The 23,874-nt window shown below is 68.0% G+C and carries 15 protein-coding genes and 1 pseudogene; 10 read left to right on the forward strand and 6 right to left on the reverse strand.

The window, feature by feature from the left end:
- Nucleotides 1-26: 26 nt before the first annotated feature.
- The gene (locus BLV92_RS18590) at nt 27-1,157 is read right to left on the reverse strand and encodes a YVTN family beta-propeller repeat protein (protein ID WP_090547729.1); all 1,131 of its coding nucleotides are present in this window, start codon (nt 1,155-1,157) and stop codon (nt 27-29) included.
- A 189-nt stretch (nt 1,158-1,346) separates the two neighbouring features.
- Between BLV92_RS18590 and BLV92_RS18595 the strand changes: the two genes are divergently transcribed.
- The 3 genes from BLV92_RS18595 to BLV92_RS18605 are packed head-to-tail and all read left to right on the forward strand — an operon-like array spanning nt 1,347 to nt 3,409.
- The gene (locus BLV92_RS18595) at nt 1,347-2,129 is read left to right on the forward strand and encodes an energy transducer TonB (RefSeq protein WP_167627117.1); all 783 of its coding nucleotides are present in this window, start codon (nt 1,347-1,349) and stop codon (nt 2,127-2,129) included.
- Nucleotides 2,130-2,165: 36 nt separating this feature from the next.
- Complete coding sequence (locus BLV92_RS18600; RefSeq protein ID WP_090547732.1) at nt 2,166-2,981, forward strand: MotA/TolQ/ExbB proton channel family protein; 816 nt, start codon at nt 2,166-2,168, stop codon at nt 2,979-2,981.
- Nucleotides 2,972-3,409, forward strand: coding sequence for an ExbD/TolR family protein (locus BLV92_RS18605; protein WP_090547734.1), 438 nt, complete (start codon nt 2,972-2,974; stop codon nt 3,407-3,409). The genes BLV92_RS18600 and BLV92_RS18605 overlap by 10 nt, the downstream gene beginning before the upstream one ends.
- A 16-nt stretch (nt 3,410-3,425) precedes the next feature.
- Here BLV92_RS18605 and BLV92_RS18610 read toward each other — a convergent pair whose 3' ends face one another.
- Genes BLV92_RS18610 through BLV92_RS18620 form a run of 3 tightly spaced genes read right to left on the reverse strand, consistent with a single transcriptional unit; the run spans nt 3,426 to nt 6,432 of the window.
- A complete protein-coding gene (locus tag BLV92_RS18610) occupies nt 3,426-4,094 on the reverse strand; it encodes an ankyrin repeat domain-containing protein (protein ID WP_090547735.1) in 669 nt (222 codons plus the stop codon).
- A 50-nt stretch (nt 4,095-4,144) separates the two neighbouring features.
- Nucleotides 4,145-4,753, reverse strand: a complete 609-nt coding sequence (locus BLV92_RS18615) for a c-type cytochrome (protein ID WP_090547737.1) — start codon at nt 4,751-4,753, stop codon at nt 4,145-4,147.
- On the reverse strand, nt 4,750-6,432 hold the full coding sequence (locus BLV92_RS18620; RefSeq protein ID WP_243843817.1) for a pyrroloquinoline quinone-dependent dehydrogenase: 1,683 nt from the start codon (nt 6,430-6,432) through the stop codon (nt 4,750-4,752). The genes BLV92_RS18615 and BLV92_RS18620 overlap by 4 nt, the downstream gene beginning before the upstream one ends.
- 488 nt (nt 6,433-6,920) lie before the next feature.
- Between BLV92_RS18620 and pqqA the strand changes: the two genes are divergently transcribed.
- The 6 genes from pqqA to BLV92_RS18650 all read left to right on the forward strand — a co-directional run bounded on the left by pqqA (nt 6,921) and on the right by BLV92_RS18650 (nt 10,475).
- A complete protein-coding gene (gene pqqA, locus BLV92_RS18625; RefSeq protein WP_090551166.1) occupies nt 6,921-6,995 on the forward strand; it encodes a pyrroloquinoline quinone precursor peptide PqqA in 75 nt (24 codons plus the stop codon).
- Nucleotides 6,996-7,211: 216 nt separating this feature from the next.
- Nucleotides 7,212-8,606 carry a selenium-binding family protein gene (locus BLV92_RS18630; protein ID WP_090547740.1) on the forward strand — a complete coding sequence of 465 codons (1,395 nt, stop codon included), beginning with the start codon at nt 7,212-7,214 and terminating at the stop codon, nt 8,604-8,606.
- An 18-nt stretch (nt 8,607-8,624) separates the two neighbouring features.
- On the forward strand, nt 8,625-9,257 hold the full coding sequence (locus BLV92_RS18635; RefSeq protein WP_090551169.1) for a hypothetical protein: 633 nt from the start codon (nt 8,625-8,627) through the stop codon (nt 9,255-9,257).
- Nucleotides 9,258-9,625: 368 nt separating this feature from the next.
- Nucleotides 9,626-9,937 carry a type VI secretion system tube protein TssD gene (tssD, locus tag BLV92_RS18640; protein ID WP_244283845.1) on the forward strand — a complete coding sequence of 104 codons (312 nt, stop codon included), beginning with the start codon at nt 9,626-9,628 and terminating at the stop codon, nt 9,935-9,937.
- On the forward strand, nt 9,934-10,176 hold the full coding sequence (locus BLV92_RS18645) for a hypothetical protein (RefSeq protein WP_090547742.1): 243 nt from the start codon (nt 9,934-9,936) through the stop codon (nt 10,174-10,176). Before tssD ends, BLV92_RS18645 begins: the two co-directional genes overlap by 4 nt.
- On the forward strand, nt 10,173-10,475 hold the full coding sequence (locus tag BLV92_RS18650) for a hypothetical protein (RefSeq protein WP_090547743.1): 303 nt from the start codon (nt 10,173-10,175) through the stop codon (nt 10,473-10,475). Before BLV92_RS18645 ends, BLV92_RS18650 begins: the two co-directional genes overlap by 4 nt.
- Before the next feature lie 344 nt (nt 10,476-10,819).
- Here BLV92_RS18650 and BLV92_RS32140 read toward each other — a convergent pair whose 3' ends face one another.
- Nucleotides 10,820-21,844: an autotransporter-associated beta strand repeat-containing protein gene (locus BLV92_RS32140; RefSeq protein ID WP_244283846.1), complete on the reverse strand. Its 11,025-nt coding sequence runs from the start codon at nt 21,842-21,844 to the stop codon at nt 10,820-10,822.
- A 270-nt stretch (nt 21,845-22,114) separates the two neighbouring features.
- Between BLV92_RS32140 and BLV92_RS32625 the strand changes: the two genes are divergently transcribed.
- The gene (locus BLV92_RS32625; RefSeq protein ID WP_243843786.1) at nt 22,115-22,414 is read left to right on the forward strand and encodes a hypothetical protein; all 300 of its coding nucleotides are present in this window, start codon (nt 22,115-22,117) and stop codon (nt 22,412-22,414) included.
- Between the two features lie 465 nt (nt 22,415-22,879).
- Here BLV92_RS32625 and BLV92_RS33105 read toward each other — a convergent pair.
- Nucleotides 22,880-22,996, reverse strand: a pseudogene (locus BLV92_RS33105) (ESPR domain-containing protein); the annotation flags it as partial.
- Nucleotides 22,997-23,874 lie beyond the last annotated feature (878 nt).

A 23,874-nucleotide genomic window follows, 5' to 3' on the forward strand; every position in this document is an offset into this window, starting at 1 on the left:
GCGACGCCGCGTCGTGAATGCGGCGCTCAATGCGACACGATCGACCCGTCGCTCGCCGGCCACGTGACGATGCCCCACGCGAGCGGCAGATCGCCGATCTGCTTCAGCGGCTGATAACTCCGCGCATCGAGCACGTACACCGCATCGGAACGGCCGCACGCAACGAGCAGCTTCGAGCCGTCCGGCGTGAAGCTGAAGTGCCAGCAACGCTGCCCGACCGGCACGTCCGCGACGTGTTCATAGGTCTTCGCGTCGAACACCTGCAACGCCTTGTCGCGCGCGGCGGCGACGAACAGCCGCTTGCCGTCCGGCCCGTACGCGATGCCATACGGCCCGAGCTTCGTATCGACGGTCTTCAGCACCTTCAGGTCGTGCGCGTCGAGCACGACGAACTTGCTCAACGATTCGAGCGTCACCACGTAGACGCTGCCGTCCGGCGACAGCCGGATGCCGCGCGGCCGTCCGCCCGCCGCGAGCTTCACGGTGCGGATCGGCGCGCCGGTGCGCGCGTGATAAACCGACACCGTGTCGTCGCCCTCGTTCGTCACCAGCATCTCGTTGCCGTCGCGCGAGAACTCGACGCCTTCGGTCTCGTGGCCGCTCGTCACCGAATGCACGACGCGCCACGTCTTCAGATCGACGATCGCGATTTCGGCGGGCGGCTCATTCGCGTCGTCGTCCGCGCCGGGCTTGCCGCCGCCCGCGTGTTCGTCGGGTTTTCCCGCATCCGGCCTGCCCGCGTCGGGCTTGCCGCCCGCGCCCGGCGGCGGCCCATTCTCGCCGGGCTCATAGGTCACGTAGGCAAAACCGCGATGCACGCGCACGTATTCGGGGTTCTTGCCGATCTTCACGCGCTGCACGACGTCGCCGGTCGCGGTGTCGATCGCGGCGAGGTCTCCCGTGTTCTTGTTCGCGACCAGCAACAGCTTGCCGTCGGCGGTGAGGCTCAGGCCGCGCGGGCCGTCCGCGCCGACCGGGAACGTCTTTGTGAGGCTCATCTGGTCGAGGTCGATCACGCCGACGCCGGCCTTTTCGCTCGTCACATACGCGTTCGGCGGCGCGGCGGCGGCCAGCGCGGTCCCGGCGGCCAGCGCGCACGCGACGGCGAGCGCAACGGGCCGCAGCGGCCGGGGGAACCGCAGTCGTTTCTGCTGCATGATGTCTGTCCTCCATCCATGTCGTTCACTTCGAGGTATGGCGCCAACTTAGCCGATCGCACGAGCGTTTGGCAACGCAACGGGCCGGGAAAAGCTCCCGAATTCGCCGGCCGCCGCGTCACGCCCGCGACGGCGGAGGACAATCGCGGTATCCGGTCAACAGGATGGCGGCGCGCCACGGCGGCGGCAATGCGACAGGCAACGGCGTTTCATTTCGGCTCCAGCGCGAAGGTTACGGCGCGGCGCGAATTCGCGGTCGCGTTCACGGTCGTGCTCGCGCTGCATGCGGCGCTCGCGGTGTGGATGCTGCGCTCGCGCGAGCGTCCGATGCCGCCGCCCGAGCCGCCGCGCACGATCGTCGCGCGGCTGCTGAGCGCAGCGCCTGTCGCGCCGCTTGCGCCAGCGGCCACGCCCGCCCAGGTTCCGCCGCGCGAGGCCGCCGCGCGGCCCGCCCTGACGCCAGTGCAACCGAAGCCGGCCGTCACGCCGAAACTGCGCGCGAAGCCGCCGGCCGCGCATCGCGAGATGCCCGCGCCCACGCTGCCGGTTCCGCCGTCGGCCGCCACGCAACCCGCGCCGCCCGCAGCCGTCGGAGCGGTCGGAGCGGTCGCTCACGACACGCCCACGCCGGCCACGACCGCGCCAGCAGCCCAGGCCGCGCAGCCGTCCGCCCCGTCCATCGCGACCGCCGCGCCCAAAGAGGTTTCGCATGTTGACTGCAACATCGCGCAGCCGGACTATCCTGAAGCAGCACGGCGGCGCGGCGAAAGCGGCACGGCGGTCGTGCGCTTCGTCGTCGGCGTGGACGGCCGCGTCGAGAGCGCGCGCATCCAGCAGAGCAGCGGCTCCGCGCGGCTCGACGACGCCGCGCTCGGCGCGCTGCACGGCAGCGCGTGCCGTCCATGGAAAGAGGCCGGCGTGCCGGTGCGCGTCGCGTACGCGCAGCCGTTCGTGTTCGGACTCGGCAACTGATCGATGCGGCCGCGCGCGGCCCCGGGAGCGTCAGCGATGCAGCACTATGGTCTGTCGAACGTATGGGAACAGGGGGACGCGGTCACGCGCGGCATCCTCGTGGCGTTGCTCGCGATGTCGGTGCTGTCGTGGGCCGTCATCATCGTGAAGCTGTGGCGCATCGCGATGCTTTCGCGCATCGTCGAGGTCGGCGCGGCGCCGTTCTGGCAAGCGGCGTCGTTCGACGCCGGCATCGCGCAGCTCGGCGCGGCCGCGCCGGCGCCGGAGCAGAACCCGCTGCTCGCGCTGGCGCTGGCGGGCCGCGAGGCGGTCGAGCATCACGGCGCCGCGCATCCTCAACTGCACGAACGGATCGGCATGTCCGACTGGATCACGCGCCAGTTGAAGAACACGCTCGACGAATGGATCGCGCGGATGCAGGGCGGCCTCGCGGTGCTCGCGTCGATCGGCAGCACCGCGCCGTTCGTCGGGCTGTTCGGCACCGTATGGGGCATCTATCACGCGCTGCTCGTGATCGGCGAGACCGGGCAGACGTCGATCGATCACGTCGCCGGCCCGGTCGGCGAATCGCTGATCATGACCGCGTTCGGCCTGTTCGTCGCGATCCCGGCGGTGCTCGGCTACAACGCGCTGACGCGGATGAACCGGGGCGTCGTGCTGAAGCTGAACCGCTTCGCGCACGACCTGCATGCGTATCTCGTGACCGGCGCGCAGTTGCCGTCGAAGGGCGGCGCGAGCATGCGCGTCGTCGCGCAACGCGAGCAGGACAGCGCGCGCGAGAATGCCGATGAAGACGCGAACGGCGAAGGCGGCCCGCGCGGCGGCGCGGGAGGAGCGTTCGAATGGCAATGACCGGCCCTTCCGGCGACGAACTGCCGGGCGACGACGCGCTGATGAGCGAGATCAACATGACGCCGCTCGTCGACGTGATGCTGGTGCTGCTGATCGTGTTCCTCGTGACGATCCCGGCGTTGCAGCACGCGCTGAAGATCGATCTGCCGCGCGTCGCGAGCCAGCCGGAGCGGATCGTCGCGCCGCACGCGGACGTCGCGATCGACGCGAACGGCGTGGTGCTGTGGAACGGCGAGCGCGTGACGATGGACGACCTCGATGCGAAACTCGCGGCCGCCGCGGCTATGCATCCGCAGCCGGAACTGCGCGTGCACGCGGATCGCAACGTCCGCTACGAACGCGTCGCGGACGTGATGTCGGCCGCGCAGGCAGCGGGCATCGCACAACTCGGTTTCGTCACCGAGCCGCGTCCGCGACCGGTGCGCTGAATGACGCCGCCGCGCTTCAACGCAGCAGCGTCGCGACGTGCATCGAATGCGTCTGCGCGGCGATGTCGGCGGCCGTCATCCCGCGGTTGTCGCGCAGCGACGGATTCGCGCCGCGTGCGAGCAGCGCCTTCGCGGTGTCGTCGCGGTCGTAGCCGGCCGTCCACATCAGCGCGGTCAGGTCGTTTCTATAGCGGCGATTCACGTCGAGCCCCGCATCGACGAGCCGCAGCACGACCGCCGTCTGCCCTTCGCCCGCCGCATATTCCATCGCGGTCTTGCCGACGCGGTCCGTCGCCGACAGGTCAGCGCCGTGCGCGAGCAGCAGCGCGACGATCGCGTCCGCGCCGTCGTATGCCGCCGCCATCAGCGGCGTGACGCCGGCGACATCCGCCTGCCGCACGTTCGCGCCGCGCTCGATCAGCGCCTGGGCCATCGGCAGCGAGCCGCGCTTGCACGCGGTAATCAACGCGGTGTCGCCGATCCGGTTGCGCGAATCGACGGCCGCGCCCGCTTCGAGCGCGCCGCGCACGCCCGCTTCGTCGCCGGCGCGCGCGGCCATCAGCAACTGCTGGTTCAGCGATGCGTCGTCGGCCGCCGCGAGCGAAGGCAGGGGCAGCACGGCGGCGAACAAGGCGACGAACGCAACGACCACCGCTTGCGCTGACGAGCCAGCCGTTCCGTTCATGGTGCGTCTCCTGTGTGCCTCGCCGTCGTCATCGCAGGCTCGCTGCGCGCTCATTGCAGGTTCGCGATATACGCCGCGAGGTTCTCGATGTCCTCGTCGGACAGCCCTTTCGTCACGCTCGTCATGTTGCCCGCGTCGTTCGTGCGGCGGCGGTCGCGAAAGTCCTTCAACTGCTTCACGATGTACTGGTCGTACTGCCCGGCGACGCGCGGTATCTCGTTCTGCCCGCCGAAGCCGCCGAGGTGGCACATCGTGCACAGCACCTCGGCCGCCTTGCGACGGCCGGCCTCGATTTTCGCGGGGTCCGCGCTGAACGCGATCGGCGTCGGTTTCTGCGCGGCGAAGTACGCGGCGAGATCGAGCATGTCGTCGCGCGACAGGTTCGCCGCCATCGGCGACATGCGCGGATCGCTGCGGCGGCCCTCCTTGAAGTCCTTCAGTTCGAGATAGATATAACGCGCGCTCTGGCCGGCGAGCACCGGGTAGTCGGAATTTGCCGAGTTGCCCATCGGCCCGTGGCACGCGGCGCACACCTGCGCCTTCGCTTCGCCCGCAGTTGCGTCCGCGCGTGCGTTCGTATGCGCGAGCGCCACGCAGAGGCACAGGAGCCGAGCCGCCGTGCGCCATGCGCCGACGCTTCGCTTCGCACGGCCCGTCATTGCAGCGCGAACACGACGACCGAGTTGCCGCGCTTGAAGTCGAGCTGCGTGTTGCCGCCCGCCGCCACCGCAACGTACTGCTTGCCGTGCACCGTGTACGACACCGCCGGCGCGTTCACGCCCGCGCCGCACTGGAACTCCCACAGCTTCTTGCCGGTGGCCGCGTCGAACGCGCGGAACAGGCCGTTGCCCTCGCCGTTGAACACGAGCCCGCCTGCCGTCGCGAGCACGCCGCCGATCAGCGGCTGATCGGTCTTGTACGCCCACGCGATCTTGCCGGTATCGACGTTCACCGCGACGAGACGCCCCCACTGCTCCTCGGACGGAATCGTCTTGAACGCGCCGCCGAGCCACAGCTTGCTGCCGCCCGGATACGCGGCTTCCTCCACCTGATACGTCATCGGCTGATGCAGGTTCGCCGCATACGCGAGGCGCGTCTTCGGATCGAACGCCATCGGCGACCATTCGACGCCGCCGTTCGCGCCCGGCAGCATCCGCGCGCCGGTCGCGGTCGGCAGCGCCCACATGTTCTCCTGCGGAATCATCGCTTCCGAGAAGCGGATCAGTTCGCCGGTGCGCCGGTCGTGCACATACACATGTCCCGTCTTGCCCGCCTGCAACACGGCCGGCACCATCTGGCCGCGCGCGTCGCGCACGTTCACGAGGATCGGCGGGCTCACCGCGTCGAGGTCCCAGACGTCGTGCGGCACGTACTGGTAATGCCACTTGTACTTGCCGGTGTCGAGATCGATCGCGACGAGCGAATCGGTGTACAGGTTGTCCCCCGGACGAATCGAGCCGTACAGGTCCGGCGACGGATTGCCGACCGCGAAGATCACCGTGCGCGTCTGCCGGTCGATCGCCGGGGTCATCCACATGCCGCCGCCGAGCGTCTTGTAGAAGTCGCCGCCCTTGCTCGACAACTGCTGCTTCTCCGCGTCGATGTCGCGTTTCAGGTCGCGGCCGGTCGGGTCCTTCGTCGCCCAGACGCCTTCCTGGCCCGAGTCCGGAATCGTGTAGAAGGTCCACAGCAGCTTGCCGGTCGCCGCATCGAACGCCTTCACGAAGCCGCGTATCCCGTACTCGCCGCCGTTCGTGCCGATCAGCACCTTGCCTTCGACCACCGCCGGCGCCATCGTTTCCGAATAACCCTCTTCCGGATCGGCGATGTCGGTCTGCCACAGCACGTTGCCGGTTTTCGCATCGAGCGCAACGAGCTTCGCGTCGAGCGTCCCCATGAACAGCCGATCGCCCTCGATCGCGACGCCGCGATTGTTCGGCCCGCAGCAGAACGTCGTGATCGGCCCCATCTTGTGCCGGTAGTGCCAGTATTCCTTGCCCGTCGTCGCGTCGATCGCGTACACGTGATTGAACGACGTCGTCAGGAACATGACGCCGTCCTTGACGATGGGCGCCGTCTCCATCGATTCGTTCACCGCGGTCTGGAAGATGAACGCCGGCCTCAGCCGCGCGACGTTGCCCGCGTTGATCTGCGTGCCGGGGTAGAAGCGGGTCTGCGTGTACGAGCCGTTCGGATGCAGCCAGTTCGCGCTATCGCCGGCGGCGGCGTCCAGCTGCTGCTGCGATACCGGCGTGAACGCGGACGGCACGGGCGCGGCCGCGGTGGTCGCGCCGCCCTGCACCTCGTCGGCGCCAAAGCCGGGGGACGCGACCCACATCGAAACGAACAAACAGACGCAAGCGGACAGCCGGCTGCCGAACGGGCGCATGGACGTCTCCTCGTTTTTTCTGCTTCCTGCTGCGTTGCGCATTCCTCCGATGAATGCGCGACTGCTCTCGATACGGACGTGCGCCGGCCGCGCGAAACAAGGCGCGCGAACGGTCACGATGTTCAGGAACAGCGACTGCTTCTTTGCTTTCTTGCGATGAACAGCCGTATCGGGAGGACGAGACCCGCGCGGCGAGCGCCGTGGGGCGTCATCAAGCGTATGTCAGTTCTTACCGCTTTTCCAGCACGCGATGCAGTAATTCGTGGACGTTTCGCTTGCAGGTTTACCCCGATCGTCGTGCTATCGCGTTTACGCAGCAGGCATTTAAGCGCATCATTTCCAGACCGGCCGGCGTGCGCCGCGACTGCCGCGACCCATGCCGAACCGCCTCCGCCAATCCGCGATGCGCGGCCCATTCATCCGAAGGAGACTGCACCATGCAATGGACGAAACCCCAATTCACCGACTTGCGTTTCGGCTTTGAAATCACGATGTACATCGCCAACCGCTAAGGTGGCGCGCGGCGGCCTTCCGTGCCGCCGTTTTCTTCCCTGACGGTCCGCACCGCCGATTCAATCGGATTCCGTACGGACCGCTTATCTCCCCCCTCGCACGTCTCCATCGGCCTGAATCCGCAAAGCTTTCCACCGGCATGAATATGCAACGCCGACGCGCAACGCGTTCGCGGCTGATGCATGATAGGGGTTCACCGTTGGAGGAGACTTGCAATGGCGACATGGAAACCGGATCCCACCTTCTATCCGTCGGCCCGCATGGCCGGCGACGCACCGAAGGAAACGCTGGCCTACGTCGCCAGCTTCGACCCGACGCGCAGCGTGCCCGATGCGCTCGACGTCGTCGATCTCGATCCCGGCTCGCCGGACTTCGGCCGCATCGTGAACCGCGTCGCGATGCCGAACCTCGGCGACGAACTGCATCACTTCGGCTGGAACGCATGCAGTTCATGCCTGTGTCCGAACGCGCCGCATCCGCATTCCGAGCGGCGTTACCTCGTCGTGCCGGGACTGCGCTCGTCGCGCATCCACATCGTCGACACGAAGCCCGATCCGCGCCATCCGCAGATCGTGCGCGTGCACGAGCCGCGGGACGTCGCGGAACAGGCGGGTTACACGCGGCCGCATACCGTTCATTGCGGTCCCGAGGGCATCTACGTGGTGTCGCTCGCGAACGCCGAAGGCGACGCGCCCGGCGGCATCTTCCTGATGGACCACGAAACGTTCGACATTCGCGGGCAGTGGGAAATCGACCGCGGGCCGCAGCAACTCGCGTATGACGGCTGGTGGCATCTCGGCTATGACACGGTCGTCACGAGCGAATGGGGCCTGCCCGCGACGTTCGAGAACGGCCTCGTCCCTGAAGTGCTGCTCGGCGGCCAGTACGGACACCAGTTGCACTTCTGGGATCTGCACACGCGCAGGCACAAACAGACGCTCGACTTCGGCGCGGAGAACCAGCTCGTATTCGAACTGCGGCCCGCGCACAACCCGACACGCCCCTACGGTTTCGTGAATTCGGTGATCAGCCTGAAAGACCTGTCGTCGTCGATCTGGCAGTGGTACCTCGACGGCGACCAGTGGGCCGCGCGCAAGATCATCGAGATTCCGGCCGAACCCGCCGACCCCGACCTGCTGCCGCCGCTGCTGAAGGGCTTCAGCGCGGTGCCGCCGCTCGTCACCGACATCGCGCTGTCGCTCGACGACCGCTTCCTGTACGTGTCGTGCTGGGGCACCGGCGATCTACGCCAGTACGACGTGTCCGATCCCGAACATCCGCGCCTGACCGGCACCGTTCGGATCGGCGGGATCGTTTCGCGCGCAACGCATCCGAAGGCGAGTGGCAGACCGCTGAACGGCGGCCCGCAGATGGTCGAGGTAAGCCGCGACGGCAGCCGCGTGTACTTCACGAACTCGCTGTACGGCGTGATCGACGAACAGTTCTATCCGGACGGCGTGAAAGGCTGGATGGTGAAACTCGATGCCGCGCCCGGCGGCGGCCTTGCGCTCGACGGCGACTTCTTCGTCGAATGGCCGGACACGCATCGTCCGCATCAGATCCGGCTCGAAGGCGGCGACTGCTCGTCGGACTCGTACTGCTATCCGTAACCGCAACGGACACGGATGATGGACGGACTCTTCGACGCGGGATCGGCGGCCACGTGGGCGGCCGTCGTCGGCAGCGGCCTTTTTCATGGCGCGAATCCGGCGATGGGGTGGCTGTTCGCGACCGCGCTCGGCTTGCAGCGCGGCAGCCGCACGGCGCTGCTGATGGCGCTGCCGCCGCTCGCGCTCGGCCATGCGGCGTCGATCCTGCTGTTCACGAGTTCGACCGCGATGCTCGGCGCGTCGCTGCCGCGCGCGTGGCTGCACTGGCTGCTCGGCGCGCTGCTGATCGGCTGGGCCGTGTATCAGCATCTGTACGGACATCGGCATCGCGTGCGCATCGGGATGACCGCGAGCTTCGCGGGGCTGGCCGCGTGGTCGGCCGCGATGGCGACGCTGCACGGCGCGGGGCTGATGCTGATGCCCGCGATGCTGCCGCTGTGCGGAGGCGGCGGTGCGTCGAACGTGCTGGGCGTGTCGTTGCAGTTCGCCGCGCTTCACACGGTCACGACGTTCGTGACCAGCGCGGCGATCGCGCTCGTCGCTTATGAATATGTCGGGCTTGGGTTGTTAAGGCGCGGGTGGGTCAACTTCGACTGGCTGTGGCGCGGCGCGCTGGCGGCGACCGGGGCGTTGATGATTGCGACGGGTTGAGGGGACTCGAACGCCGGCGTTTGCGCTGGTCGATTTGTCGACTCCACGGCCGGCCCATTCTTCATCGCTGTCAACTGCGCCAGGCGAGTCCATCGACGTCGGAGCCTGACAGTGCGCAGGCGCCTCGCTCGCACCACCTTCTCGAACTGTCACGCGGTCCTGACCTTCCCGTCTCCATCGCCTGCCGAATTAACGGCGCTTGATCGACGTCGAAGGAAAAAACAGCGCCGTGTCCTTGGATTGCCTCCATTTCCAGGGGAGGTCCAACATGGCCGTTCCTCTGCATTTCTGGCTCACCGACCCCGATGGCACGCCGATAGCCGGATCGAGTCTGGTACGGCCGATTGGGGGCGCGCTCGCATCAGCCATTGACGATCGAAAAGGAGGTCGATAAGTCGTCTCCCATTCTGTACATGGCCGTGTCGCGCGCAATGACGCTCTGGTCCGCCGAAGTGAAGTGGCATCGCACCAGCGAAGCCGGGAGAGAAGAAGAATATTTCAACACGCTCATGCGCAACGTAAAGATAATGTCGGTCGTCCCACGAGTGCTGAATATCAAGGAACAGCCGTCTGCGCACCGAAACCACTTCGAGATCGTCGAACTGATGTACGAGGAGATGCAGTGGTCCTATCCCGACGGCAATCTGATCTGCAAGGACGGCTGGAACATGGTCTGGTGAGGAAGGTGCATGGCACCGATACTTTGCACGCTCGACCTGAACAGACGGAGAACATCGCGTCTTCAATGTTCAGGCATCGGATCGATAGACGCGTATCGCAGGGATTGAGCAAGGGGTGCATCACCGTCGTCAATCCGCTGGACTTCGCCCGGCTGGAGCGGCACATCCGCTCGCGCAAGCCTTCTATCCCGATTCCCGGCGAGACGTTCAACGCATATGGCAAGGTCATGGTCCGATGAAGCGGCTTCTCCTCGGGGCGCTCGTCGCGGCGGTGAACGCAGTCATTACGCTTGTCGGAGCACTCGCACTGGTCAGCCTGTTCGACCTGCTGTCGATGAACCTGCCCTATTCGGTTCAGATGTTCCTCAGCTTCATTCTGCGCATGACCTGCAAGCAGGACATGGACAACGCCGACGACATGGCGATGCTAGCGTTCCTGCTGTACCTGACTATCTCCGTTGTGATCGTCGGCGCTATCGTGGTGGTGGGCAACGTCGCCATGCGCCGATATCTTGCGAAGCGTCGTGCGAACGGGTAGAACCGTACGCCGTCTTTTATCGGGCGACGTGGCTTCCACAAACGCGAACCATGCCGCTTGCCGGCGTAACCCGTGAGCGTGGCGTGCAAGCACGGCAGGCAGTCCAGCATGCGTCGCAGCCCGTTCGCCGACCCGCGCGTCGTCCCCCCGGAAAATCCGCCGCGACGCTCGTATCGCGTTACGCATCGAGTTGGCGTGGATCGACTTCTCGCCCGACAGCGACCGGTGACGCGGCCGCGGAAATGCGAAAGAAGTCGGGATGCACGCCGGGATTGCGCGCGGCCGCTACCCTGCCGCCGCGTCCGATGAGCGGGCGGCAGGACTGGGCCGGCTACCCCCGCCCCTCAGAACTGATACCCGACATGCAGACTCCCCTGCTGCGCCGACGCATGCGTGGTGTTGACGATCCCGTCATAGCTCACCGACACCGACAGGTGCTTCGCCGGATGCATCGTCACCCCGGCGCCTACCGTCAGATACCCGCGCGGCAGGCTCGTCCCCGGCGCGGTGAACTGCGTGCCGTCCTGCGAGGCCACGCTCACCGCCCGGTTCGCGTCCAGCAGTTCATGCGCATACGACAGCCGCACCTGCACGTTCACCGGCTTCAGCGCGTCGCCGAACGCACGGTCCAGCGTCACCCCCACATACGGTTGAAGGCTGCGCACGTTGTCCGTGCCGACGTTCAGGTCCTGTCCGCCCGCGCCGCTCTCACCGAAGCCGTTCGCATGGAAATACGCATAACGCAGTCCGATGCGCGGCGTCACCGTCACGCTGCCGAACGTCATCGGCAGACTCGCCTGGCCGCCCACGTTGAACTCCTGTCCCATGTGATCGCCTTCGGCCTTGTCCGCGCCGAACGGCCGCTTCTGCGACAGGAAGTCGAGACCCGCGCCGAGCGTCGCGCCCACGTTCACCGGTCCGAACGCGCGGCCGCCGTACAGCGCCGCGCGCAGCGTGTCGGTCGAGCCGGAATCGCCGGTCACGGATTCGTCGATATCCGCGTGATCGTAGCCGAGCGCGAGACCCGCGGTGGAATCGCCGTATTGGCGTTCGAGACCGGCGAGGAAGCCGTAGCGGTTCGACTGGAATCCGGGGCTGCCGCCGGTGCCGCCCACCTTCGTCTGGCTGCCGGTCGCGGTGATCCAGCCGGTCGGCGTGGAACCGGTCGCGTTGGACACGCCGCCAACCCGGTCGAGCAGCGCCGAGCCCTGGGCCTGCGCGCCGAGCACGGCGGCCGTGCCCAGCGCCGTGTAGATGCTGGTGTTCGTCGGCGCGACCACGACCGGATCGGTCGATGCCCCCGACAGCTTCAGTTCGACGTCGTTCGCGCCGTAGGAAACCGTGGGCGTGAGCGAGCCCAGGTTCGACGCGCCGGTGCTGTCGGTGCGGCTGAACGCGCCGCTCACGCCGTCCGTCGCCGACACCAGCGTGTACGACTTCGCGGTGTAGGTGCCCGGATCGTAGGTGATCGCGAGCACGCCATTCAGCGTCGCGCTGCCGTTGACCTTCAGCGACGATGCGGCAGTCGGGCTGACCTCGATCGACAGCGTTGCATTCGACGACTGCGTGTAGTTGCCGCCGATCGTCAGCGTGCCGATCGAGCCGCCCGGCGCGACGATGCCGTCGTTCGCGACGTCGCCGCCGATGGTGCCGTGGCCGCGCAGCGTGCCGCCCGCGTCGACCGCCGCGTTGCCGCCGAGCACCGCCTGCGGGTTGTCGATGTCGCCGACCTCGAACTCGCCGCCGGCCACTTCGGTCGTGCCGGTAAACGCCGCGCTGTTGCCGGTCACGATCAGCGTGCCGGTGCCCTGCTTGACCAGCCGGCCAGAACCGGAGAATGCGCCGCCGAAGCTGCCGCCCGCGTCGGACAGCGTCAGCGTGCGGCTGCCGAGGCTCACCGCGCCGTTGCCCGCGACGTTGCGGATCGATGCGCCGGTCGTCGTGGCCGAGATGTCGAACGTGCCGTTGACCGTCAAGCCGCTCGACTGCGCGACGCTGCCCGCGCCAGACAGCGCGAGCGATGCGCCGTTCGCGATCGTCGTGCCGCCGGTATAGGTGTTCGCGCCGGACAGCGTCTGTGTGCCGCCGTTCACCCCCACGCCACCGCTGCCGCCGATGGTCCCGCTGAACGCGCCGCTCGCGTGGGTCAAGGTCAGCGTCTGGCTGCCGAGGTTGACGGTGCCACTGCCCGACAGCGCCTGGATCGACGCGCCGCCGCTCGTCGCGGAGAGGTCGAGCGTGCCGTTGTCGGTCACGCCGCTGGACTGCGCGATGCCGCCCGCGCCCGACAACGCCAGCGTGCCGCCGCTGATCGTCGTCGCGCCGGTGTAGGTATTCGCGCCGCTGAGGGTCTGTGTGCCGCCGGCCAGCGTCACAGCACCCGCGCCGCCGATCCCGCCGGCGAACGTGCCGGCGCCGTTCGTGAGCGTGAGATCCTTTGCGCCGAGATTCACGGCGCCGCCCCCGGACAGGCTCGCGATCGACGCGCCAGCGGTCGTGCCGGAGATATCCAGCACGCCGTTGTCAGCCACACCGCTCGACCTGGCGATGCTGCCCGAGCCAGCCAGCGCAAGCGTCGACCCGCCGGCAACGTTCGTTGCGCCGGTGTAAGTGTTCGTGCCCGACAACGCCTCGGCGCCCGCGGTGACGGCAAGGCCGCCGGTGCCACCGATCGTGCCGCTGAACGTGTCCCCCGCCTGGGTCAGCGTCAGCGTCTGGCCGCCGAGGTTCACGCTGCCGTTGCCCGTCAGGCTCGTAACCGACGCGCCGGCCGCCGTGCCGGCAATGTCGAACGTGCCGTTGTCCGTCACGCCTGAAGACGCGGCCACCGACCCGTTGCCGGTCAGCGTCAGGGTGCCGCCTGCCGCGATGGCTGTCGCGCCGGTGTACCCGTTCGTGCCCGAGAGGATTTCATTGCCCGTGGAAACCGTCAGGCCGCCAGCACCGAGGATCTGGCCGCCGAAGCTGCCGCCCGACAAGGTGAGCCCCTGGCTGCCCACCGTCACGCTGCCGCTGCCCGACAGCGACGTGATCGCGCCTTCGATCTGCAGCGAGCCGTTGTCCACCACGTTCGCGAGGATGATGTTGCCCGCGTTGGACAGCACCAGCGTCGCGCCGCTGTCGATCGTCGTAGCGCCGGTGTAGGTGCTGATGCCGGTGAGCGTTTCGGTGCCGCCCTGCAGCGTCAGCCCGCCGGTGCCCGCGATCGCGCCGCCGAACGTCCCGCTCGCGTCGGTCAGCGTCAGGGTCTGGTCGCCGAGGTTCACGCTGCCGTTGCCGGACAGGCTCGCGATCGACGTGCCGGCGGTCGTGCCGGAAATGTCGAGCGTACCGCTGTCGGCGATGCCGCTCGAATCCGCGATGCTACCGCTGCCCGACAGCGCGAGCGTCGCGCCGCTGCCGATCGTCGTCGCGCCGGTGTAGCCGTTCGCGCCGCTCAACGTTTCGGTGCCGCCGCTCAACGTCACGCCGCCGGTGCCGCCGATGGCTCCGCTGAACGTGCCGCTCGCGCCGGTCAGCGTGAGCGTCCGGGCGCCGAGGTCCACCGCGCCAGAGCCGGACAGCTTCGTGATGGATGCGCCGGCTGTCGTGCCGGAGAGGTCCAGCGTGCCATTGTTCGTCACGCCGCTGGACTGCGCGATGCTGCCCGCGCCAGCCAGGGTCAGCGTGCCGCCGCTGCCGATCGTCGTCGCGCCGGTATAGCCGTTCGCGCCGCTCAACGTTTCGGTGCCGCCGTTCACCGTGACGTTGCCCGTGCCGCCGACGGTCCCGCTGAACGTGCCGCTTGCATGGGTCAGCGTGAGCGATTGGGTACCGAGGTTGACCGCGCCGTTGCCCGTGAGGCTCGCGATCGATGCGCCGTTCGTCGCGCTGCCAATGTTGAACGTACCGTTATCGGTCACGCCGCTCGACGGTGCGATGCTGCCGGTACCCGACAGGGCGAGCGCCGCGCCGCTGCCGATCGTCGTCGCGCCCGTGTAGGTGCTCGTCCCCGACAGCGTCTGCGTGCCGCTGCTCAACGTCACGCCGCCCGTGCCATCAATGACCCCGTTGAATACACCGCCCGCGTCGGTCAGCGTGAGTGATTGCGCACCGAGTGCGACCGCGCCGCTGCCTGCGAGGCTCGCGACCGAAGCGCCGGCTGTCGTGCCCGAAATATCGAAGGTGCCGTTGTCGGTCAGGCCGCGGGACTGCGCGATGCTGCCGGCACCGGCCAGGACCAGCGTACTGCCGTTGCCGATCGTCGTCGCGCCGGTATAGCCGTTCGCGCCGCTCAATGTTTCGGTGCCGCCGTTCACCGTCACGCTGCCCGTGCCGCCGATGGCTCCGCTGAACATACCGTTCGCATCGGTCAGCGTGAGCGACTGCGTGCCGAGGTTGACTGCGCCGGCGCCCGCGAGGCTCGCGATCGATGCGCCGTTCGTCGTACTGGAGATATCGAACGTACCGCTATTGGCGACGCCGCCCGAATCCGCGATGCTGCCCGTACCCGACAGTGTCAGCGTCGTGCCGCTGCCGATCGTCGTCGCGCCCGTGTAGGTGTTCGTCCCCGACAGCGTTTCCGCGCCGCCCGCGAGCACGAGGCCGCCGGTACCGGCAATCGCACCGCCGAACGTGCCGTTCGCAGCGGAGAGCGTCAGCGTCTCGCTGCCGAGATTCACGCCGCCGTTGCCCGCGAGGCTCGTGACCGACGCGCCGGCTGTCGTGCCCGCAATGTCGAACGTGCCGTTGTCCGTCACGCCGGACGACGCCGCCACCGACCCGCTGCCCGTCAGCGCAAGCGAACCGTCTGCCGCGATGGTCGTCGCGCCGGTGTACGCGTTCGCGCCCGACAATGTTACGGTGCCGCCCGAGACCGTCAGCCCGCCGTCACCGAGAATCCGGCCATCGAAGCTGCCGCCCGACAAGGTGAGACCCTGGCTGCCCACCGTCACGCTGCCGCTGCCCGACAGCGACGTGATCGCGCCTTCGATCTGCAACGAGCCATTGTCGACCACGTTCGCGAGCATGATGTTGCCCGCGTTGGACAGCACCAGCGTCGCGCCGCTGTCGATCGTCGTGGTGCCGGTGTAGGTGCTGACGCCGGTGAGCGTTTCGATCCCGCCCTGCAGCGTCACGCCGCCGGTGCCGGCGATCGTGCCGCCGAACGTGCCGCTCGCGTCGGTCAGCGTCAGGGTCTGGTTGCCGAGGTTCACGCTGCCGTTGCCCGACAGGCTCGTGATCGACGCACCCTGCGTGGTGCCGGAAATATCGAACGTGCCGCTGGTGGCCACATCGCTTGAATCCGCGATGCTGCCCGCCCCCGACAGGGCAAGCGTCGTGCCACTGTTGATCGTCGTCGCGCCGGTATACGCGTTGGTTCCGGACAGCGTCTGCGTCCCGCCGCTCAACGTCACGCCGCCGGCGCCGCCGATCGCTCCGCTGAACGCGCCGTTCGCGTTCGTCAGCGTGAGCGACTGCGCGCCCAGGCTGACCGCGCCGCTGCCGGCGAGGCTCGTGATCGCTGCGCCGTCCGTCGTCCGGGAGATATCGAGCGTGCCGTCGTCGGTCACGCCGCTGGACTGCGCGATGCTGCCGCTGCCAGCCAGCGCCAGGGTGCCGCCGTTGCCGACCGTTGTCGCGCCGGTGTAGCCGTTCGCACCCGACAGCGTCTGCGTCCCTGCGCTCACCGTCACGCCGCCCGTGCCGCCAATGGCTCCGCTGAATGTGCTGCTCGCGTCGGTCAGCGTGAGCGACTGCACGCCGAGGTCGACTGCGCCATTGCCCGCGAGGCTGGCGACCGAAGCGCCGCTCGTCGTGCCGGAAATATCGAACGTGCCGTTGTCGGTCACGCCGCTGGATTGCGCGATGCTGCCGGTGCCGGTCAGGGCCAGCGTGCTGCCGCTGCCGATCGACGTCACGCCCGTATAGGTGTTCGTCCCACTCAACGTCTGCGTCCCGCCACTCACCGTCATCCCACCCGCGCCGCCAATCACCCCCCTGAAAACATCGCCCGCATCGGTCAGCGTGAGCAGTTGCGCGCCGAGGTCGACCGTGCCGCTGCCCGCGAGGCTTGCAACCGAAGCGCCGGCGGTCGTGCCGGCGATATCGAACGTGCCGTTATCGGTCAGGCCGCTCGACCGCGCGATGCTGCCGCTGCCCGTGAGCGCGAGCGTGCCGTCCGCGATCGTCGTCGCGCCCGTGTAGGTGTTCACGCCGGTCAGCGTCAGCATGCCCGCGTCGCGCTTCTCCAGCGCGCCCGCGCCGGACAGCACGCCGGACTGCGTGGCGCTGTCGCCTGCGGCGACGTCCGCGGCGAGCGTCGCGTTATCCGACACGCCGATCGCATTGCCAATCGTTACGCCATTCGCATAGTCGAGGACCGAGTCGCCCGTCACCGCGACGCTTGCGCCACCGAACACGTTGTCGTTGCCGAGGCCGAGCGTCACGCCCGCAATCTCGATTGTCCCCGTGAAGTTCGAGTTGTCGCCCGTGAGCAGCAGCACGCCCGCGCCGCCGATCGTATAGCTGCCCGTTCCGCTGATCGCACCGCTCTCGGTGGCCGTGCCGCTGGTCACCGACAGGATCGTCGCGCCGTCGATCACGAGGCGGTTGGCGACGTCCAGTCCACTGGCGAGCGAGAGCGTCGTGCCGTCTTCGAGCGTGATCACGCCGGTGCCGGCCGCCTGGTTGTTCGTGAGCGCGAGCGTGCCCGCGTTCACCGTCGTGCCGCCGGAGTAGGTGTTTGTGTTGCTCAGCGTGAGCGTGCCGGTGCCGTTCTGCGCGAGCGAGCCCGCGCCCGACACCTTGCCGCTGAAGCCGACGTCGTTCGTGTGATTGAACGCGAGCGTGCCGTCATCCGTCACGTCGCCGGTAATCGAGCCGGTCGTGCCGCCGTCGCCGATCTGCAGCGTGCCGTTCGCGATCGTCGTGCCGCCCGAGTAGGTGTTCGCGCCGGTCAGCTTGAGCGTGCCGGTGCCGTTCTGCGCGAGCAAACCCGCGCCCGACACCTTGCCGCTGAAGCTGACGTCGTTCGTGCGATCGAATGCGAGCGTGCCGTTATCCGTCACGTCGCCCGCAAGCGAGCCGGTCGTGCCGCCGTTGCCGATCTGCAGCGTGCCGTTCGTGATGGTCGTGCCGCCGGAATAGGTGTTCGTACCCGTCAGCGTTGCGACACCAGCGCCCTGCTTGACGATCCCGCCGGTGCCTTCGATCGTGCCGCCAAAGCTCGCGTTGTCTCCGTCGCCGAACGTCAGCGCGTGCGCACCAAGATTGACGGTCGTGCCAGCCGCACCGGACAGCGCGCCGATGGTCTGGTTCGCGCCCGATGCGCTGATGTCGAAGCCCGCGCCCGTTGCGGCCAGCGTGATATTGCCCATCGCCGCGAGCGAGCCGCCCGCGCCGAGCGCGAGCGTGCCGGCATTGACCGTTGTGCCGCCCGTGAAGGTATTCGTGCCGGACAGCGTCTCGGTGCCCGTCCCCTGCTTGACGATGCCGCCCGTGCCCGCGATCGTGCCACCGAAGGTCTGGTCGTTCGCGTCGCCCATCGTCAGCGTATTCGCGCCGAGCACCACCACCGTGCCGGCCGCGCCCGCGAGCGCGCCGATCGCCTGCGCGGTGGTTGCGCCACTGAGGTCGAGGGCCGTTCCCACGTTCGCGAGATCGACGGTGCCGGTCCCCGACAGCGAACCGCCCGTGCCGATCGCGATCGTGCCGGCATCGACCGTCGTACCGCCGGTGAAGGTGTTCGCACCGGTCAGCGTCTCGGTGCCCGTGCCCTGCTTGACGATGCCGCCCGTGCCGGTGATCGCGCCGCCGAAGGTATGGTCGTTCGCGTCGCCCATCGTCAGCGTATTCGCGCCGAGCGACACCGCCGTGCCGGCTGCGCCCGCGAGCGCGCCGAGTGTCTGCGCAGTGGTCGCGCCGCGGAGGTCGAGTGTCGTCCCTGCGTTCACGAGATCGACAGTACCGGTCGCCGACAGCGAGCCGCCCGCGCCAAGCGCGAGCGTGCCGGCGTTAATCGTCGTGGTGCCGGTATAGGTATTCGCGCCGGACAGCGTCTCGGTGCCCGCCCCCTGCTTGACGATGCCGCCCGTGCCGGTAATCGCGCCGCCGAACGTTTCGTTACCCGAATCACCCAACGTGAGACTGTTGCCGCCGAGCTTGACCGTCGAGCCGGCCACGCCGGACAGGCCGCCGATGGTCTGCGCCGCGCCGGCGCCGCTGATGTCGAAGCTCGCGCCCGTGTTCGCGAGGTTCACGTCGGTTGCGGCCGCGAGGCTGCCGCCCGTGCTGATCGCGAGCGTGCCGGCATCAACCGTCGCGCTGCCGGTGAAGGTGTTCGCGGCGGTCAGCGCCGCGGTGCCGCTGCCCTGCTTGACGATCCCACCCGTGCCTTCGATCACGCCGCCGAAGTTCTGATTGCCCAGGTTGCCGAACGTGAGGTCGTTGCCGCCGAGGTCGACCATCGAGCCGGCTGCGCCTGACAGCCCGCCGATCGTCTGCGGCGTGGTCGCGCCCGTGAGGCTGAGGGTCGCGCCCGCGTTCGCGAGATTCACGCTGCCGGTGGACGCGAGCGAGCCGCCCGCGCCGAGCGCGAGCGTGCCCGCGTTAATCGTCGTGCCACCGGTGTAAGTGTTCGTGCCGGTCAGCGTTTCGGTGCCGCTGCCCTGCTTGACGACCGCGCCCGTGCCGCCGATCGCGCCGCCGAAGGTATGGGTGTTCCCGTCGCCAAACGTGAGGTCGTTGCCGCCGAGACTGACCGTCGTACCAGCCACGCCGGACAGTGCGCGGATCGCCTGGTCCGCGCCCGACGCGCTGATGTCGAAGCCCGCGCCCGTTGCACCGAGCGCGACACTGCCCGTCGTCGCAAGCGAGCCGCCCGCGCCCAGCGCGAGCGTGCCGGCATTGACGGTCGTGCCGCCCGTAAAGGTGTTCGCGCCGGTCAGCGTCTCGGTGCCGGCACCCTGTTTGACGAGGCCGCCCGTGCCCACGATCGCACCGCTGAAGGTCTGATTGCCCGCGTCGCCCATCGTCAACGTATTCGCACCGAGCAATACTGCGGTACCAGCCGCGCCCGCGAGCGCGCCGATCGTCTGCGCGGTGGTCGCGCCGTTGAGGTCGAGCGCCGTCCCCGCGTTCGCGAGATCGACGGTGCCGGTCCCTGACAGCGAACCGCCCGCGCCGATTGAGAGCGTGCCGGCATTAATGGTTGCACCGCCGGTAAAGGTATTCGCACCCGTCAGCGTCTCCGTGCCCGCGCCCTGTTTGACGAGGCCGCCCGTGCCTTCGATCGCACCGCCGAAGGTATGGCTGCTCGCGTCGCCGAACGTGAGTCCGTTGCCGCCGAGATCGAGCATCGAACCAGCCGCGCCGGAAAGACTGCCGATGGTCTGCGCCGCGCCGGCGCCGCTGATGTCGAAAATCGCACCCGCTGCGCCGAGATCGACATTGCCGGTCGTTGCGAGCGAGCCGCCCGCGCCAAGCGCGAGCGTGCCGGCGTTAATCGTCGTGGTGCCGGTATAGGTATTCGCGCCGGACAGCGTTTCGGTACCCGCTCCCTGCTTGACGATGCCGCCCGAACCGGTGATCGCGCCACCGAACGTTTCGTTACCCGAATCACTCAACGTGAGGCTGTTGCCGCCGAGGTTGACCGTCGAGCCGGCTGCGCCCGACAGGCCGCCAACCGTCTGCGGCGTGGTCGCGCCAGCGAGGTTGAGGGTCGCGCCGGCATTCGCGAGATTCACGCTGCCGGTGGACGCGAGCGAGCCGCCCGCGCCGATCGCGAGCGTGCCGCCTTCGACCGTCGTGCCACCCGTGAAGGTGTTCGTACCCGTCAGCGTCTCGGTGCCGGCGCCCTGCTTCACGATCCCGCCCGTGCCGCCGATCGCGCCACCGAAGGCGCGGCCGGCCCCGTCGCCGAACGTGAGGTCGTTGCCGCCGAGACTGACCGTCGTGCCGGACACACCGATCAGTGCACCGATCGTCTGGCTCGCACCCGATGCGCTGATGTCGAAGCCCACGCCCGTTACGGCCAGCATGATATTGCCCGTCGTCGCGAGCGAGCCGCCCGCGCCAAGCGCGAGCGTGCCGGCGTTAATCGTCGTGGTGCCGGTATAGGTATTCGCGCCGGACAGCGTCTCGGTGCCCGCTCCCTGCTTGACGATGCCGCCCGTGCCGGTAATCGCGCCGCCGAAGGCGCGGCCGGCCCCGTCGCCGAACGTAAGGTCGTTGCCGCCGAGACTGACCGTCGTGCCGGCCGCACCGATCAGCGCGCCGATCGTCTGGCTCGCACCCGATGCGCTGATGTCGAAGCCCGCGCCCGTTGCGCCGAGTGCGACACTGCCCGTCGCCGCGAGCGAGCCGCCCGCGCCGAGTGCCAGCGTGCCGGCACTGACGGTCGTGCCGCCCGTGTAGGTATTCGCGCCAGTCAGTGTCTCGATGCCGACGCCCTGCTTGACGATCCCACCGGTGCCTCCGATCGTGCCGCCGAAGGTCTGGCTGGTCGCGTCGTTCAATGTCAGCGTGCGCGCGCCGAGCGACACCGCCGTGCCGGCCACGCCTGCCAGCGCGCCGATCGTCTGGTTTGCGCCCGACGCGCTGATGTCGAAACCAGTGCCTGCTCCCGAGAGATTGACGCTGCTTGCCGGTGCGAGCGAGCCGCCCGCGCCCAGCGCGAGCGTACCCGCGTTGATCGTCGTCCCGCCGGCATAGCTATTCGCACCCGAGAGCGTGACGGTGGCCGCGCCGTTCTTGGCGAGGCCGCCCGCGCCTGAGATCGCGCTGATAAGGCTCATCGCATTGCCGCCGCCGAGCGTCAGTGCGTCGCCTGTACCGACCGTGATCTGGTTCGCAATCGTGACGGCCGCGCTGCTGTCGAGCGTCGCGTTGCCGCCGACCGTCAGCGTTCCCGTACCGAGTGCCCCATTGCTGCCAACGACGATCGCGCCCGCGTTGAGTTGGGTGCCGCCGACATACGCATTCACTCCCGCGAGTGTCACGGTCGCCAAGCCGCTCTTGACGAGGCCGCCCGCGCCCGAGATCGTGCCGCCGATCGCCATCGTGTTGCCGCCGCCGAGCGTCAGCGTGTCGCCCGAACTGACCACAACCGGGTTCGCGATGTTCAGGCCGGGCGCGCTGCTGTCGAGCGTCGCGTTGCCGCCGACCGTCAGCGTGCCGGTGCCGAGCGCCGCGTTGTTGCCGACGACGATCTCGCCGGCGTTGAGGTGGGTGCCGCCCGAGTAGGTGCTCGCGCCGGAGAGCGTCGTCGTCCCGGCACCGCTTTGCGTCACACTGCCGGTGCCGGTGATCTGCTGCGTAAAGCTGAGACTGCCGCTGCCCTGCATGAAATTGATCGCACCGTTGCTGGCGATCGACGTAATTCCCGTCACGCTCGCCGCCGCGTCGCCGACGTTCAGCGTGCCGTTGCTGTTGATGGTGAAGATTGCGCCGCTACCGAAATTCAGCGTCCCAGACAGGTCAAGGACGCCGGCACCGCCGCTACCGCCCTGGCCGAGACCGGAAGCGGGACCTCCGGCAGTACCAGCCGCCCCACCGAGAACCAGATTGCCCGAGTTGCCGATGTTGATTGAACTGTCAACGCTGACGCTGACAGTACCACTACCGCCGTTGCCCCCAGTTTCGTAAAGCCCACCACCACCATGACCACCACCGCCGCCGCCGCCGCCGCTTCCACCGACAAGGAGCGTGCCGAAAACCGTCATGCTTGCGCTATTGACGAGATTCAGTGTGCCATTGCCACCATTCCCACCATTGCGTCCGCCGGAGGCACCTCCACCGCCTCCCCCACCGCCACCGATGAGCACGGAGTCGTTGACAGTCAATTGGGCACCATTAACCGTCAGTATGCCAGCGGATCCAGATGCACCCGCAGCAGTGTCGCCGCCGCCGCCGCCGCCGCCGCCAACACCGACGTAACCATAGGTTTGCGAAACGGATAACGTGCCTGAGCTTGCGGTCCCCGGACTGTTCCCGTTGATATCCACAACGGCTGCACCGTTGCTGGCGCCAGCACCACCGCCAGCGCCACCGATGGCGCCACCGCCGCCCCCAGTGAAGCCGCTTCCGCCAGATCCGCCGCCGCCACCGCCGCTGCCGCCTGCGCCCGAGTCATCGTCCCAGCTGAAGCCTGCTCCGCCACCGCCGCCGCCGCCGCCGCCGCCGTTACCACCGTCAGCGCCGCCAGCGCCGCCACCACCGGTTATGGCTCCCCCGCCACCGGCGCCGCTACCACTGTTCGGATCGGTATTTTCAAGGCCAGAGCCTCCTCCTCCTCCGCCGCCGCCAATACCACCCCCGCCCCCGCCCCCGCCCCCGCCCGGGCCAGCGTTGCCCGGTGCTCCAGCTCCACCGGCTCCCACCAGCAGGTTATCGTCGGCCCGTGCCACCGGCATGGCCAGTCCCACCGCCAAGGTGAGCACGACGGCATTGCTTTTTGACTTGCCTCTGCCTTTGGCTAGTTCCGACACAACCTGCCAGATCCCCGTCGTCGCGTTCCAGATAACGCGGTATGCGTGATTCATTTATCGTTTCTCTTGATTGATTTATTTTCGGCCGGCGGTGATTCGCACTTTTTGAATTGCATGCCGAACGATCGCTCACTCACCGGGCACGCGGTGTTTCTCGGCGTACAGGGAATCGGGCAGGTTTCCGGCAGGTTCCGGACCTAACGAAAATCGAATGACGCGACTCGAAGCGTTAGGCAGTATCAAGCAAATTGTTAACGGAAATTAACTGAAAAAACTTGAATGACCAGGGTAATCCCGCACGCAAACGTTTGGTGTTCGCGGCCGCTTGCGAAGGAGTCCCCTGCGACATTGACAATACTGGCAGTCCTCAAGTACCGGTTTGTCTTTTCTCCTGGCCCGTGCGCGAATGCTGGCGAGTGCGCAACCCGTGGTCCGCAAAGAGAAGGCGAACGGGCGCCAACGGTACGAAGCACGACGAATCCGGCAATGACGCGAAGTCAGGCGTGCCGTTTTCCTGGCCGTCGAATATGCGATTCAGCACGCGGATCATCGAGCACCAGGCCTCGTTAATGCCCTCGCATGGCTCCGCGTTTCACAACAAGGTCAGCGCGATCCGATGGCCGTTAAGCACCGCGACCATCCTCGACCTTGACGGGTGTTCCGGATTACCTGGTAATTCCCGTTCGCAACGTGCAGACACGCCTGGCGCTCAACCGAACGTTGCCCGACATTTCGCGGTCGCTTTACTTACTCTCAAGCGCCGTCCGCTTTCGTTGATGGTCCCCGTCAACGATTCGACCGGTTCCGCCAGCGCCAGACAGGACCGCCCGGCTTGCCGGATACGAGTTGCCAGTCCGATCGTTCGGGCCTGAATCGCTGCCACTCCCGATTTGCAGTACCGACCACGCGGCAAGCCTCGACGTGCGATACTT

The organism is Paraburkholderia caballeronis (genome assembly GCF_900104845.1).
Classification (GTDB): Bacteria; Pseudomonadota; Gammaproteobacteria; order Burkholderiales; family Burkholderiaceae; genus Paraburkholderia; species Paraburkholderia caballeronis.